A 13,634-nucleotide genomic window follows, 5' to 3' on the forward strand; every position below is an offset into this window, starting at 1 on the left:
GGTTACACCCTGATGGGCGGGAGGGTGCTGCGCCTGCCGTTTATCCTCAGCACCAGCCTGGGCCATGAGATCGCCCACTGCTGGTGGGGCAACGGGGTTTACGTGGACCCCCGCGGCGGGAACTGGAGCGAGGGGCTGGCCACCTATGTGGCCGACTACGATTTCAGGGAACAGCAGGGGCCGGCGGCGGCCCGGGAATACCGCCGCGAGCTCCTGCGGGGCTACGCCGCCCTGGCCCCCCCGCAGCGGGAGTTCCCCCTGTCGCGCTTCACCCATCGCACGGACCCGCTTTCCAAGACGGTGGGCTACGACAAGGGGGCCTTCGTGTTTCACATGCTGCGCCGGCAGGTGGGGGACGCGGCCTTCGATCATGCCCTGCGGGATTTTTTCCAGACCCATCGGTTTCGGCGCGCCGGCTGGGAGGATCTGCGGGCGGTCTTCGAAAAATATTCCCCTGAACCGTTGCAGGGTTTTTTCGACCAGTGGGTGGCGCGCGCCGGCGGGCCGCAGCTGGCGCTGGCGGGCGTCCGCCTGACGCCGGCCGCGGAAGGCTATCGGGTGACCGGGGAGCTTACCCAGACGGCACCCCATTACCACCTGGAGGTGCCCCTGACCGTGTTCACGGCCACCACCCGTGTCACCCGCCGGCTGAACCTGACCGGCCCCGCCACGCGGTTTGACTTTTCCGTGGCCGAAGCCCCCCAGCGCCTGGTAGCCGACCCTGATTTTGACCTCTTCAGGCGACTGTCCGCCGAGGAGATCCCGCCCAGCGTCAACAGCGTCAAGGCCGCCAAGGGGCCTTTGGTGGTGCTGCCCGATGCGCCGGCGCCGGAACTCGAGGCCGCCGCGGACCTTCTGGTTCGCTCCCTGGGGCTGCAACAGGCGCGCCTGCTACGGGCCTCGACCCTCGGCCCGGACCGCTGGCGCAGCCGATCGATGCTGTGGGTGGGGGCACTGCCGCCGGCTGGGCTGCTGGCCGCCCAGCCGGCCGAGTTGATCCTGGCTCCCGCCGGCTTCACTGTCGCCGGGCGGCGTTATGCCGACCCGGGGGACACCCTCTTCGCGGTCTGGCCCCACCCCCACTCGGCGTCAGCGGTGGTGGCGGTTTTCCTGCCCCTCGCCCGGGCCGATGCGGCCCTGGTGGCCCGCAAGGTCACCCACTACGGCAAGGCCAGTTACCTGGTGTTCCGGGACGGCGCCAATCAGGCCAAGGGCACCTGGCCGGCGGCGCGCTCCCCGCTGGTGCACATCTGGCCCTGAGATCCCAACCTTCCGAAAGGAATAGCGATGTGCCCTAAACGCATCATTCTGGCCGCGACCCTCTGCTGGCTTCTGGCGGTAGCCCCGGCAACGGCCGTCGACCGCCTTTACGACCTCAACCGCAAGCTGACCGTGACCCTCGAAGAGGCCCTGCCCCAGCTGCTTTCGGCACCGCTGGTGGTGGTGGGAGAGCAGCATAGCGAAGCGCTGCATCATGAGATGCAGCGCAAGGTCATCGCGGCCCTGGTTGCCGCCGGCCGGCCGGTGGCCGTGGGGCTGGAGATGTTCCGGCGCGAGAGCCAGGCGGAGCTGAACCGCTGGGTGGCCGGAGAGCTCTCCCCGGCGGATTTTGAAAAGGCCTACTACCGCAACTGGAACTACCCCTGGGCGGCCTACCGCACGGTGTTCGATTACGCTCGGGAGCACGGGGTGCCGCTGGTGGGGCTGAACGTCGCCCCGGCCATCACCCGCCAGGTGGCCCGCGACGGGTTTGAGTCGCTTTCCACCACCCAGCGCGGTCAACTGCCGGCAGCCGTGACCTGCGAGGTTGATGCCGCCTACATGGCCTACATCCGGCAGGCTTTCGGGGCCCACGCCCACGGGCACCTGGATTTCACCAATTTCTGCGAGGCCCAGCTGGTGTGGGACAAGAGTATGGCCCTGCATGCGATCGCCTACCTTAAAGAGCGCCCGGAAATGCTGATGGTGATCCTGACCGGCATCGGACATGCCTGGAAGCCCGGCATCCCGGCCCAGCTCAAAGCCTACGGCGGCCTTCCGGCGGTGGTGATCCTGCCGGAGGTGCCGGGCGATATCGAGCCGGAGCGCATCGGTGCCGCGGCCGCCGATTTCATTTTTCTGATGCCCTGATGGTGCGGGAATTTTTCCTCGGTTGAGACCGGCTTTGGTCGAAAAAGCCATTTTACCCCCATCCGTGGGGTGTTTTGGCAGGAAGGAATTTTGGCGGGTATTTCGGTGGTGGTGGGGTTCAAAGGGAGGCGCCGCTCGGGCCGGGGTCAGGCGCTCAGCTGCATGCCCTCGCGGGCCACGAGAATTTCGGGCTTTCCCAGGGGCTGCTGGGCGGCGCGAAACCGCTTCTCCAGGGCCTGCAGCTCATCGTCCCGGCGGTCCGGGTCGTGGTGGAAAAGAACCACTTTTTTGACCCCGGCCGCGATGGCGGTCTGGATGGCGTGCTCCATCGGGGAATGCCCCCAGCCGCTTTTGCCGGCGCTGTACTCGCGCAGCGTGTACTGGGCGTCATGGATGAGGATGTCCGCGTCGCGGAAAAAGTCCAGCAGCGCCTTGTTGGCATCCGCCACCGCCCGCGCACCCTCCTCGCAGACCACCGGGTCGTAGCCGGGGGAGGCGGGGTCGTCGCTGAAAACATTCTGGAACGGCTCGGTATCGTAGCCGGTGCAGAGCACCTTGCCGTCGTGCTCGAACCGGTAGCCCAGGCAGAGCAGCGAGTGGTTGAGGTATTTGGTTTTGATCCGCAGGCCGTCGCTGAAGCGCATCTCTTCCTCGCGCAGCTGATGATAGCTGATGGCGGCCGACAACTCGCTGTGACGCACGGGGAAATAGCGGTAGCTCAGCTGGTCGCCCACGATCCGATCCAGCGTGTCCTCCTCGTAGGTGATCGGCCCGTAGACCTTCAGGCGGGTGTTGGGCCGGTAGATGGGATCGAAAAAGGGAAACCCCATGATGTGGTCCCAGTGGGTGTGGGTCAGAAAGATTTCCGCCTCGATGGGGGCGCTGCGGGTGCGGATCAGATGCGCGCCCAGGCTGCGGATGCCGGAGCCGGCGTCGATGATGATCACCCGATCGCTGCCGTTCAAGCGCAGCTCCAGACAGGCCGTGTTGCCGCCGTAAACCACGGTGTCCCGGCCCGGGCTGGCCACCGACCCTCTCACACCCCAGAAACGCACGTACATGCCGAACTCCTTCGCTGCCGACGCTCAGCCGGCCACTCGCAGAAACACCAGGGCCCGCTCGATTTCGGATTTAACCTCCTGCTCGACGCTCTCCAGATAGTCCAGGGTGATGTCCAGGCCCGTGAAATTTTCAGCCCTGACGGGCTGCGGACAGCAGTTGCCTGAAAACCCGAGTCCTTTGACATTGACGTAATAGTTGGCCAGGGCCACCGAATGAATGATCTCGCGGCTGTCCCCCGCGACCCCCTCCAGGGTGTGATGGAAAAAAAGCGTGTCGCTGATATCCGCGCCCAGCTGCCAATTGTCGGTGATCAAACGGCCGACATCGGCGTGGTCGATCCCGAAAGAAGCCTTTTCGGCCACGTGGAGGGGCAGGGCGTCGCTGCGGGAGCGGTGGATGACCTCCTGGTAATCCTGTGAAAAGCGGTTGTTGAGCGGAATCTTGCCCAAATCGTGGAGCAGGCCCGCGATGAAATACTCCTCCAAGCGGTTGCGGGGCGCCCCCCGCTTGCGGGCGATGAGCTTGGAGGCCACGCCGACGCTGAGCGAGTGGCGCCAGAAATCGTCCATGTTGAGGGCCTGAAAATTGCGGCGATTGCCCAGGGTGCTGAGCACGGCGGTGCTGAGCACCAAATTTTTGACCGTGTTGATCCCCAGCATGATGATGGCCCGGACCAGGGAGGTGATCTCCTGCACCAGGCCGTAATAGGCCGAGTTGATCAGCCGCAGGACCTTGCCCATCAGGACGGGGTCGAGGCTGATGATCTTGTTGAGATCCGCCGGGGTGGCGTTGGGGTCGTTGCAGATCGCCATCACCTTGGTGACCGTCGCCGGCAGGGGCGGCATTTTGGCGATGTAGCGCTGAATGATGGCCAGTCGCTCTTCGGGGGTCATTGTTTTCTGGCAGCCCACCGGCGCTACCTGCGGGCCAGCATCGGGCCGGCCACGGCCTCGGCCCGCTCGGGCCCGAACAGTTGCGCCACCAGCTCCAGGGCGAATTCCAGGGCGGTCCCCGGCCCCTGGCTGGTGATGCAGTTGCCGTCCACGACCACGCGCGCCCCGGGGCGCGCTGCGGGGTCCAGCCGATCGGCCAGGGCCGGGTGACAGGTCGCCCGCCGTCCGGCCAGCAGCCCGTGATGCTGCAGGACCACCGCCGGGGCGGCGCAGATGGCGGCGTAAAGCCTATTCTGGCGCGCCTGCTGGCGCAGCAGGTCGGTGAGCAGCCCGCAGTCGCGTAGGTGCTCGGCACCCGGCAGCCCGCCGGGCAGGGCGATGAGGTCGAAGCGCTCCCCGCGGCAGCTCTCCAGAGGCCGGTCGGCCATCAGGCGGACGCCGCGGGAGGCGGTGACCGCCAACTCGCCCACGGCGGCCACGGTCACCTCCGCCCCGGCGCGCCGCAGGACGTCGATGATGCAGACCGCTTCGATCTCCTCCACACCGTCGGCTATCGGAACGAGGACCTTTTTGCGCATCTTGCTTCTCCGTGATCGGCGCTGCCGCAGGCAGCCTCAGGCAAACCCCGGCAGGGGCCTTTCCCGCCCCGCGGTTGCGGGCGCCGGACCTGCCGTCGGACGCACGGTCTCTGGGGGAGGAGCTCCGTAGTGGACCACAAAAACATTTTCGGTCGGGGCCTCCACCGCCGCCAGGGGGGGCAGATGCAGCTCGATTTCCTGGTGCGTCACCACCGGAAAGTCGTAGTGCCGGCTGGTGTGCCGGGGCGGGCCCTTGCGGGCGCTGTGATCGCGCATGAAGGCCTCGTGGGCCGCCAGTCGCTGGGCGATCAGGGCGTTGGCGGTTTCCCGGATTTGCGCCGCCTGGGCTGCGATCACGGGGGCGAACTCCGGGCTGAGCTCGTAGCCGATGCTGTTGCGCGCCGCGGCCATGGCGGCCAGCAGGGTGGTGCCGGTGCCCGCAAAGGGGTCCACCACCGTGTCCCCCTGGACCGAGTACATGCAGATCAGGCGGTAGACCAGCTCCAGCGGGAAGGCCCCGCTGCGCAGGCGGCTCTCGCCGTTGGAGAGCTTCTGGCGGGCGCCCTTGAGATCGAACCAGATGTCGGAAAACCAGCTGTTGCGCTCCTCCCAGAAAAAGGCGCTTTCACGGCGGACCTGTTTTTCGGCGGCGCTGGCGAACCGCCGCGGGGAGCCCTTGCGCAGGATCAGGATATACTCGTGCTCCAGGGTCACGTAGGCGCCGGCCGGCAGCATGCCGGATCCCATGAACTTGTTGGGCGCATTGGTCTGCTTGCGCCACAGGATGGCCGGCAGAACCGAGAGCCCCCTGCGTTGAAAGGCGTTCAGGATCCGGGCGTGGTTGGGGTAGAGCCGGAAAATTTCCCCCATGCTGCGGGTGGCGTCCCCGATGTTGATGCAGACCAGACCGCCGGGGACCAGGATGCGTGCGACCTCGTCCCACACGGGGTCCAACACCCGGTGCATCTCTTCAAAGGCCTGCCGGCCGTCCTGGCGCGCCAGCGCCGTTTCGACGCGCGGGGCCTGGGCGGCAAAGATCTCGTCCCACATGGCGATCATCGGGTAGGGCGGCGAGGTGACCACCAGGTGCGCGCTTTGGGCGGCAACGGCGGCCATGCGCGCCGCGCTCTCGAAAAAGACCCGGTGGCTGGTTGTGGGGTGCGCTCTGTCCATCGGCATGCTCTTTTCACATTTGTCGACGGCTGTCAAACCCCTGCGCGGCACAGGCGCCAAATTCCAGATAACACCACCTATTTTCAGGCTGCGAGGGAAAATCGCGCGACGATGGGGCCTGATTTTGATAAGAAAAGGGGACTGGGTTTTACCGACACGCCGCCGCGACCGATAACCCATCCATCGAAAACCCCAACCGACCCAAGGAGGGGAGATGTCTAAGAGTCTGTTCCTCTGGCTGCGGCTGCTGGCCGTTGCCCTCGGGCTGCTGGCGGCCGCCTCGCTGCCGGCGGCTGCGAAGCCCGCCCAAATCTCGGTGCCGCCCGCACTGGAGCCCTGGGTGCCGTGGGTGCTGCACGGCCTGGGGGCCGAAGGCTGTCCGCCGGCATTTGACGGCGGCGCCCGCCACTGCGCCTGGCCCGGGCCGCTGGAGATCGAGGTGCTGGCAACCGAGGGGCGGTTTCGCCAGCAGTGGGTTCTGTTTGCCGAGGGGTGGCTGCCCCTTCCCGGGGACCCGGCGCGCTGGCCCCAGGAGACGGCGGTGGACGGCAAGCCGCTGCCGGTCATGACCCGCGACAGTGGACCGGCGGTTTGGGTCGCGGCCGGCACTCACACCGTGACCGGCCGCTTCCGGTGGCACGAAAGCCCCGAGACCCTTCGGATTCCGCCGGCCGTGGGGCTGGTGCGGCTGACGCTCGCCGGGAAAGCGGTGCCCTTTCCCCTGGTGGACGGCGACGGGCGCTTGTGGCTGACCCGCCAGGGGGACCGTCCGGAGCGTGAGGGCCACCTCGGGGTGACACTCCTGCGGCGGCTGCGGGATGACATCCCCATGCGGCTCACGACCCACTTGAAGTTGAACGTCGCCGGCCGCTCGCGGGAGGTCTCCCAGGCCGATCTGCTGCCGCCCCAGACGGTCCCGATGGCGATCGCAAGCCCCCTGCCGGCCCGTTTTGGGGAGGACCGACGGCTGCTGGTCCAGGTGCGGCCGGGAAAATGGGAGCTCCGCCTGGAAGCCCGTTTCCAGGGGCCGCTAACGGCCATCGGCCCCCTGGCCGGCACATACGGGCGCGAGATCTGGGCCTTTGAGGCGCAGCCCGATCTGCGCCTGGCGGAGCTTGGGGGGGCCAACGGGATCGATCCCAAGCAGACCGAACTGCCCGCCGAATGGCACCGGCTGCCGGCCTTCGTGATCGAGCCGGGGACGGTGCTCTCCATCACCGAAACCCGGCGCGGCGACCCGGAGCCAGGCCCGGACCACCTGAACTTGGTGCGCACCTGGTGGCTGGATTTCGACGGCCGGGGGCTAACGGCCGAGGACCGGATCACCGGCAGCATGCGCCGGCAGTGGTATCTGGCCATGAATCCGCCCGCTGCGCTGGGGCGGGTGACGGTGGACGGCGAGGACCGCCTGATCACCGCCCAGGGGCCCGACCAGAAACCGGGCGTCACCCTTCGCCGCGGCCAGTTGGACCTGACCGCTGCCTCGCGTCTGGAAGCCCCCGGGGGTCGGTTCGGGGCCGTGGCGTGGGACCACGGCTTTCAGAGCCTGCGCGCAACCCTCAACCTGCCGCCCGGTTGGCGGCTGCTGGGGGCGGCCGGCGTCGACCAGATCAGCGGCACCTGGCTGCAGCGCTGGACCCTGTTGGACTTTTTCCTGGTGCTGATCGTGGCGCTCTCCTTTCTGAAGCTGCGCGGCTGGGGCTGGGGGGGCCTCGCCCTGGCGACCATGGTCCTGATCTATCACGAACCCGGCGCACCGCGCCTGGTCTGGCTGAACCTGCTGGCGGCCCTGGCGCTGCTGCGGGTGATGCCGCCGGGCTGGGGGTCGCGGCTGGTGAGTGCCTGGCTGCTGGCGGCGGGCCTGGTGTTGGTGGTGCTGGCGGTACCGTTTATGGTGGGCCAGGTCCGCGGCGGGCTTTTTCCGCAGTTGGCCGAGCATGACGGCCCCCGCGTTGCCCGCTACCGGATGACCGAGAGCGCCGATCCGGCCTCTCGCGTCGATGAAAGCGCGCCCTCGCCGGTGGCCGGGCAGCTGGCCGCCACCGCCCCAAAAAGCGTCATGGGCAAGGTTCAGCGGCCTATGGCCGCGCCTGACGAGCCCCCGGAATTGATTCAGACCGGCCCCGGCCTGCCCACCTGGCGCTGGCGCACGTTCGCCCTGCGCTGGAGCGGCCCGGTGACGGCCTCCCAGGAAATCCGTCTGTGGCTGGTGCCGCCCGGTGCCAACCTGGCGCTGGCGTTTTTGCGCGTTTTTTGTCTGGCCGCGCTGTGCATCGGCCTGATCGACCGGCGTTTCTGGCGGCAGCGGCTGAATCTTGAGAGATGGGCCCGGGCGATGATTGCCGGGCTGCTCTTGGGGGTGGTGCTGCCCGCGACCATGGTGCGCGCGGAAGGCCAACCGGCGGGTTTTCCCCCGGCGCCCCTCCTGGAAGAACTCAAAAAGCGGCTGCTCTCCGAACCAGCCTGTCTGCCGTCCTGCGCCACCCTGGAGCGTTTGGAGGTGACGGCCCGCGGCGGCCGCCTGCGGCTGGGGCTCCTGATTCACGCCGGCTGTGAGGCCGCGGTGCCCCTGCCGGCGACCGCGGCCTCGTGGCTGCCGCAGTCGGTCATGGTCGATCAAAAGCCGGCCGGGGGCGTCATCCGCGGCGACCAGGGCAACCTCTGGACGCTGGTCGCCCAGGGGGTCCACCGGGTGGTGGTGGAGGGCCCGGTGGGCGACCTGGATGCCGTGCAACTACCCCTGCCCCTGCCGCCGCGGGAGGTCAGCCTCGACCTGGAAGGCTGGTCGGTGCGCGGGGTGGGCAAGGACGGCCGGGTGGAAGGCGGTCTGCAACTGGTGCGCGAGGGCCCCCCTGCGGAGACCGCCCAGGCGACGGCGGAGCGCTTCCTGCCGCCGTTTCTGCATGTCACCCGGGAGCTGCGGCTGGGGCTGAGCTGGCAGGTGCATACGACGGTGGAACGCCTGACGGCGCCCGAGTTTCCGGTCAGCCTGAGCCTGCCCCTGATTCCGGGGGAGGCGGTGGTGACCCCAGGAATCGCGGTGGAAAACGGCGTCGCCCAGATCATTCTGCCCGCCGGCAGCCGGAATCTGGCCTTTACAGCCGATCTGCCCGTCTCGGCCCAGATTGGTCTCAAGGCTCCAGTCGGGGTGCCCTGGTCGGAAACCTGGATTCTGGACGCCAGTCCGGTCTGGGACTGCCGCCTTACGGGGATTGCCGCGCTCCACCACCAGGACGCGGAAGGCCAGTGGCGCCCCAAGTGGCGCCCGTGGCCCGGTGAGGAGGTCTTGATCGGCGTATCCCGTCCGCCGCCTGTGGCCGGCCGCCAGGTGACCCTGGATGCCGTCCGGCTGGAGTGGACCCCGGGCGACCGCCTGGACCGATCCCAGCTAGTGGTCCAGCTCCGATCCAGCCGCGGCGGTCAGCATGCGCTGCAACTGCCCCAAAACGCCGAGCTGCAGCAGGTCAGCATCGACGGCCGGAGCCTGCCGCTTGCGGCAGCCGACGGAAAGCTGCTCGTGCCCCTGCGGCCGGGGGCTCAGACGGTGAGTGTGGCCTGGCACCAGGCGGGGGGCGCGCACCTGCTGCAGCGCACCCCGGCGGTGGCCATCGGTGATGCGGCCGTCAACGCCGCGGTCACGATCCATCTGCCGCACAACCGCTGGCTGCTCTGGGCCGCTGGGCCGCGCCTGGGGCCGGCGGTTCTCTTCTGGAGCTACCTGGCGGTGGTGGTGCTGCTGGCGGCCGCCTTGGGGCGCTGTCCTCTGACGCCGCTTAAAACCCGGGACTGGGTCCTGCTGTTCATCGGTCTGACCCAGGTGCCGGTACCGGTTGCCATCACCGTCGCCGGCTGGCTGATGGTTCTCGGCATCCGGGCGAAACTCGCACCCCCGGCCAACTGGGCGGCCTTCAATGGCTTGCAGTTGGGGCTGGTTGGCTGGACCGCACTGGCCCTGGGCGGCCTTTACCTGGCGGTTCAAAACGGCCTGCTGGGAATTCCGGCGATGCAGGTCGCCGGCAATTTTTCCAGCATGTACGAACTCAACTGGTATCAAGACCGCATCGGCACCCGGATGCCGGAGGCCTGGGTCCTGTCGCTGCCCCTGTGGGTCTATCGCCTGTTGATGCTGCTGTGGTCGTTGTGGCTGGCGTTCAGTCTGCTGCGGTGGCTGCGCTGGGGGTGGTCCTGCTGGAGCACGGGCGGGTGGTGGCGCAAGCGGTCGCCGCGCAAACCCGCGGCGGCGGCCAAACCGGAATAAGGCCAACGGTGGGGGCCGGGCCCCCACCGGGGTAGACGGGCAGGCTAATCGAGCTTCTCGAAAAACTCCTTCTCCGCGCCGCATTTGGGGCAGACCCAACCGTCGGGCAGATCTTCGAAAGCGGTTCCCGGGGGGATATTGTTTTCATGGTCCCCCTCGGCGGGGTCGTAGACATACCCGCAGGGGCATTCCCACTTGCTCATGGTGCATCCTCCTCTTGAAGTAGATGTTCAAAGGCGCCGTGCCACGCACAGGTATTGCAAAAGGTTTCCGTCCTGGGTTGAATTTGCGGGGCCGCGGAGGCGGGCAGGGCGGGATCGAAACAGATCTCGCCGCCACGGCATTCGAATTCGTGGCATTCAAATTCATCGTCCGGGTCTTTGACGTAGAAGCGGTTGGATCCGCAGATGGGGCACTTGGAATCGGTCATGGGAGTTGCTCCCGCGGCCGGACTCCTTGAAAACCGGCCGCTGGTTGAAATAGGCAGCTTCAATCCACCCGGAAAAACGCCTTCTTGGCGGCCTTGCATACCGGACAGACCTCGGGAGGCTCGTTTTCACAGGTGAAGCCGCAAACCGAACAGACGTAGTAGCATTCCACCGCCGCCGGCTTTTCCAGGGAGTCGAGGGCCTTCTGGTAGAGCGTTGCATGCACCTTCTCGACTTCATTGGCATAGGTGAAGGTGCGCACCGCTGCCTTGTTGCCCTCGGCCTCGGCCGCGGCGATCATGTCCGGGTACATGCTCTTGAATTCGTGGGTCTCGCCGGCAATCGCCTCCTTCAGGTTGTCAGCGGTGGACTTGACGGCGCCCAGGGTTTTCAGGTGCGTATGGGCATGCACGGTTTCGGCCTCGGCCGCAGCCCGAAAGAGCTTGGCGACCTGGGGGAAGCCTTCCTTGTCGGCTTTCTTGGCGAAGGCCAGGTAGCGCCGGTTGGCCTGGGATTCACCTGCAAAGGCATCCATCAGATTCTGTTCGGTCTGGCTCATCTCAAACTCCTTTCTCGGGGGTGATCGTTCGGGGTAGTGTGCTGTCAGATCTACCAAGATTCGTGCCAGTATGGAAACTTTTTTTAATGGGAAACAAAACCCAACCAAATCATTTTGTTGACTGGCCTTGGGGGCGCCGGGGGACGCCGGGTGCGGGTTGAGACAGACCCTGCCGCCGGGGCGCCCCAAAGGGCGGCCAAAAAAGCCCCAGCCGGCGGGTTAGCCGAAGGCTGAAGGTGTTTCAATAATCCGATTAGAACAGAATTGACCCAATACAGGTGAGACGCTATCGGCCCATCCGGCGCCCGGCCCCGGAAAGCGATGGCTGCAATCTGCCACTTTTGGAGAGCCCTCAAATATGCTATGAAAGGCGCAATTCGCTCCGCACCCCAGGGTGCGGAAAAACTCCCGAATACCCATCAATCCGCATCACCCCGCCTCGCGGTCCTCAAGACCGGCAGTTTCCGGCGGATCATGCCCTGGAGGTACCCATGCAGACGTCCCCCCGAACCATCGGCCCCCTGCAGGAGGTCAAGCTCAGCCTGGAAGCCGGCATCACTGCCGACAGCGTGGCGCTGACCCCCCAGCCGATAACCTACGATTTTATCTTCGGCCTTGGCGCCGAGGGCCTGGTTCCTTTCGAGCGCGCCCTGATCGATCGCCGGGTCGGCGAACAGATCAGCCTGCGCCTGGACCCCCGCGCCCTGCAGGCCACCTTCGAGCACCTGCCGCTGCCGGGGATTCTGCTGCCCGCCCAGGCCGCCGACCTTTTCCTGCGGGTGACGGTCCTTGCGGTGGCTCCGGCCGACCAGCGCGAGGTCATCCGGCAGTTGGCCCGGCGCAGTGCCTGTGGCGGCGACTGCGGCTGCGGCTGCGGGGGGCATTGAGGTGACCGCCGCTGCTGCGGCCCGCCCCCGCCGCGGGCCTGTTTCGCAGCCCCGGCGGACCGGGGCCGGCGCCGCCATGCCAACCGAGGAGTCGCCATGACGCTGCTGGTTGCGCTTTATTGTGCGACAGCGCTGATTCTCACCCTCTACGGCATCAACTGTCATATCATGACGGCGCTGTTCCGGCGCGCGGCCCATCGCCGGCGCCGGGAAGATGCCCGACTGCTGGAGGCCTTTTACGGGGGGCGGGACCCCGCGGCCGGATGCGCCGCGGCGGCCGAACGCCTTCCGGTGGTGACCACCCAGCTGCCGATTTACAATGAACGCAACGTCGTCGAACGGCTGATCGCGGCCGTCGCCGCCATGCACTATCCTACCGGACGCCACGAGATCCAGCTGCTGGACGACTCCAGTGATGACACCCGGGAACTGGTGGCGCGCAAAGTGGCCGAGTTGCGGGCGCGCGGGGTTGACATCGTCCACCTGACGCGCGCCACCCGGGAGGGGTTCAAGGCCGGCGCCCTGCGGGAGGGGCTGGCCTGTTCCCGGGGGGAGCTGACGGCCATCTTTGACGCCGATTTCGTGCCCCCGCGGGATTTCCTGCTGCGCGCGGTGCCTTTTTTCATGAGGGACTCCGCCTTGGGAATGGTCCAGGCCCGCTGGGGGCACCTCAACCAGCGCCAGAGCCTGCTGACCCGGCTGCAGGCCGTGGGCGTCAACGGCCATTTCATGATCGAGCAGTCCGCGCGCTCCGGCTGCGGTCTGTTCATGAATTTCAACGGGACCGCCGGGGTCTTCCGCAAACAGGCGATCCTCGCCGGCGGCAACTGGCAGGCCGACACGCTTACCGAGGACATGGACCTCTCCTACCGGATTCAACTGGCCGGCTGGCGCTGCCGCTACCTGGTGGACCTGGTGGTGCCGGCTGAAATTCCAGGCGACATCAACGCCTTCAAAAACCAGCAGTTCCGCTGGGCCAAGGGGTCCATCCAGACGGCCATCAAGCTGATGCCGCGGATTTTGCGCTCCCCCGCCCGGCCGTTTGCCAAGTTCCAGGCCTGGATGCACCTGACCCATTACCTGGTCAACCCGCTGATGCTGTTTCTGGCCCTGATGGCGCCGTTGATCCTCTTCAGCGGACGGCTGCGGCTGCCGGCGTCGATTTTTGCCCTTTTCGGCGTGCTCCTGCTGGCAAGCACTTCGGGTCCCTCGGTTCTCTACTGGACGGCGGAGCGGTCGCTGCGGACCCCCGCCTGGAAAATTCTGCTGCTGCTGCCGAGCCTGGTGTGTTTCGGCTGCGGGATGGCCGTCAACAACACCCGGGCGGTGGTCGAAGCGCTCCTGGGGCGGCCCGGGGTCTTTGTCCGGACCCCGAAGCACGGCGACCGGTCGATCAAAAGCTACCATCCGGCCCGCAGCCGCGGCTTCGCGTTGGAGCTCATGGCCGCCGCATGGTGTCTGGCCGGCACCGGCGCCTATTTTCAGGCCGACCATTTCCTGGTGGGGCATTTTCTCCTGATCTACACCACGGGCTTCTCCAGCGTGGGGCTGCTGTCCTGGTGGCAGCACCGGCGCCTCGCCTGAGGCCACAGCCGCCCGAACCATAACCGATGCCCTTTGTTCTCAGCACGCTGTCGTTTTCTCTGGTGGCCGGCCTGATGGCCTT

Annotated in this window: 12 protein-coding genes; 5 read left to right on the plus strand and 7 right to left on the minus strand. The window is 67.1% G+C overall.

Features of this window, described 5'->3' with window-relative positions; all coding sequences use genetic code 11:
* Both LJE63_17020 and LJE63_17025 read left to right on the plus strand, forming a co-directional pair.
* On the plus strand, window positions 1-1,260 hold a 1,260-nt coding region (locus LJE63_17020; protein ID MCG6908308.1), incomplete at its 5' end, for a M1 family peptidase.
* Between the two features lie 27 nt (window positions 1,261-1,287).
* Window positions 1,288-2,130 (plus strand): ChaN family lipoprotein, encoded by an 843-nt coding sequence (locus LJE63_17025; protein ID MCG6908309.1) that lies wholly within the window; start codon window positions 1,288-1,290, stop codon window positions 2,128-2,130.
* A gap of 146 nt (window positions 2,131-2,276) precedes the next feature.
* Here the strand turns inward: LJE63_17025 and LJE63_17030 are convergent, their stop codons facing one another.
* Genes LJE63_17030 through LJE63_17045 form a run of 4 tightly spaced genes read right to left on the minus strand, consistent with a single transcriptional unit; the run spans window position 2,277 to window position 5,836 of the window.
* A complete protein-coding gene (locus LJE63_17030) occupies window positions 2,277-3,191 on the minus strand; it encodes an MBL fold metallo-hydrolase (protein MCG6908310.1) in 915 nt (304 codons plus the stop codon).
* Between the two features lie 24 nt (window positions 3,192-3,215).
* Window positions 3,216-4,085, minus strand: coding sequence for an HDOD domain-containing protein (locus LJE63_17035; protein ID MCG6908311.1), 870 nt, complete (start codon window positions 4,083-4,085; stop codon window positions 3,216-3,218).
* A 23-nt stretch (window positions 4,086-4,108) separates the two neighbouring features.
* Complete coding sequence (locus LJE63_17040) at window positions 4,109-4,663, minus strand: DJ-1/PfpI family protein (protein ID MCG6908312.1); 555 nt, start codon at window positions 4,661-4,663, stop codon at window positions 4,109-4,111.
* 36 nt (window positions 4,664-4,699) lie between these two features.
* Entirely contained in the window at window positions 4,700-5,836 is a 1,137-nt protein-coding gene (locus LJE63_17045) for a site-specific DNA-methyltransferase (protein ID MCG6908313.1), read from the minus strand.
* Between the two features lie 214 nt (window positions 5,837-6,050).
* Here LJE63_17045 and LJE63_17050 point away from each other — a divergent pair, with 214 nt between their 5' ends.
* A complete protein-coding gene (locus LJE63_17050; protein ID MCG6908314.1) occupies window positions 6,051-10,094 on the plus strand; it encodes a hypothetical protein in 4,044 nt (1,347 codons plus the stop codon).
* A 44-nt stretch (window positions 10,095-10,138) separates the two neighbouring features.
* Here the strand turns inward: LJE63_17050 and LJE63_17055 are convergent, their stop codons facing one another.
* Genes LJE63_17055 through LJE63_17065 form a run of 3 tightly spaced genes read right to left on the minus strand, consistent with a single transcriptional unit; the run spans window position 10,139 to window position 11,081 of the window.
* Window positions 10,139-10,297: a rubredoxin gene (locus LJE63_17055; protein MCG6908315.1), complete on the minus strand. Its 159-nt coding sequence runs from the start codon at window positions 10,295-10,297 to the stop codon at window positions 10,139-10,141.
* Window positions 10,294-10,524, minus strand: coding sequence for a hypothetical protein (locus tag LJE63_17060; GenBank protein MCG6908316.1), 231 nt, complete (start codon window positions 10,522-10,524; stop codon window positions 10,294-10,296). The genes LJE63_17055 and LJE63_17060 overlap by 4 nt, the downstream gene beginning before the upstream one ends.
* 59 nt (window positions 10,525-10,583) lie before the next feature.
* Window positions 10,584-11,081 (minus strand): rubrerythrin family protein, encoded by a 498-nt coding sequence (locus LJE63_17065; GenBank protein ID MCG6908317.1) that lies wholly within the window; start codon window positions 11,079-11,081, stop codon window positions 10,584-10,586.
* A gap of 491 nt (window positions 11,082-11,572) precedes the next feature.
* On the opposite strand from LJE63_17065, the gene LJE63_17070 reads away from it, so the two are divergent.
* Together LJE63_17070 and LJE63_17075 are read left to right on the plus strand one after the other, a co-directional pair.
* Complete coding sequence (locus LJE63_17070) at window positions 11,573-11,968, plus strand: hypothetical protein (GenBank protein MCG6908318.1); 396 nt, start codon at window positions 11,573-11,575, stop codon at window positions 11,966-11,968.
* Between the two features lie 96 nt (window positions 11,969-12,064).
* Entirely contained in the window at window positions 12,065-13,552 is a 1,488-nt protein-coding gene (locus LJE63_17075) for a glycosyltransferase (protein MCG6908319.1), read from the plus strand.
* The last annotated feature ends 82 nt before the right edge of the window (window positions 13,553-13,634 follow it).

Source organism: Desulfobacteraceae bacterium, from assembly GCA_022340425.1.
Classification (GTDB): Bacteria; Desulfobacterota; Desulfobacteria; order Desulfobacterales; family JAABRJ01; genus JAABRJ01.

Excerpts from the sequence above, each read along its gene's own strand:
- LJE63_17055 (MCG6908315.1), bottom strand. The coding sequence starts at position 10,297 with ATGAGCAAGTGGGAATGCCCCTGCGGGTATGTCTACGACCCCGCCGAG.
- LJE63_17030 (MCG6908310.1), bottom strand. The coding sequence starts at position 3,191 with ATGTACGTGCGTTTCTGGGGTGTGAGAGGGTCGGTGGCCAGCCCGGGC.
- LJE63_17025 (MCG6908309.1), top strand. The coding sequence starts at position 1,288 with ATGTGCCCTAAACGCATCATTCTGGCCGCGACCCTCTGCTGGCTTCTG.
- LJE63_17065 (MCG6908317.1), bottom strand. The coding sequence starts at position 11,081 with ATGAGCCAGACCGAACAGAATCTGATGGATGCCTTTGCAGGTGAATCC.
- LJE63_17070 (MCG6908318.1), top strand. The coding sequence starts at position 11,573 with ATGCAGACGTCCCCCCGAACCATCGGCCCCCTGCAGGAGGTCAAGCTC.
- LJE63_17045 (MCG6908313.1), bottom strand. The coding sequence starts at position 5,836 with ATGGACAGAGCGCACCCCACAACCAGCCACCGGGTCTTTTTCGAGAGC.
- LJE63_17075 (MCG6908319.1), top strand. The coding sequence starts at position 12,065 with ATGACGCTGCTGGTTGCGCTTTATTGTGCGACAGCGCTGATTCTCACC.
- LJE63_17040 (MCG6908312.1), bottom strand. The coding sequence starts at position 4,663 with ATGCGCAAAAAGGTCCTCGTTCCGATAGCCGACGGTGTGGAGGAGATC.
- LJE63_17035 (MCG6908311.1), bottom strand. The coding sequence starts at position 4,085 with ATGACCCCCGAAGAGCGACTGGCCATCATTCAGCGCTACATCGCCAAA.
- LJE63_17050 (MCG6908314.1), top strand. The coding sequence starts at position 6,051 with ATGTCTAAGAGTCTGTTCCTCTGGCTGCGGCTGCTGGCCGTTGCCCTC.
- LJE63_17060 (MCG6908316.1), bottom strand. The coding sequence starts at position 10,524 with ATGACCGATTCCAAGTGCCCCATCTGCGGATCCAACCGCTTCTACGTC.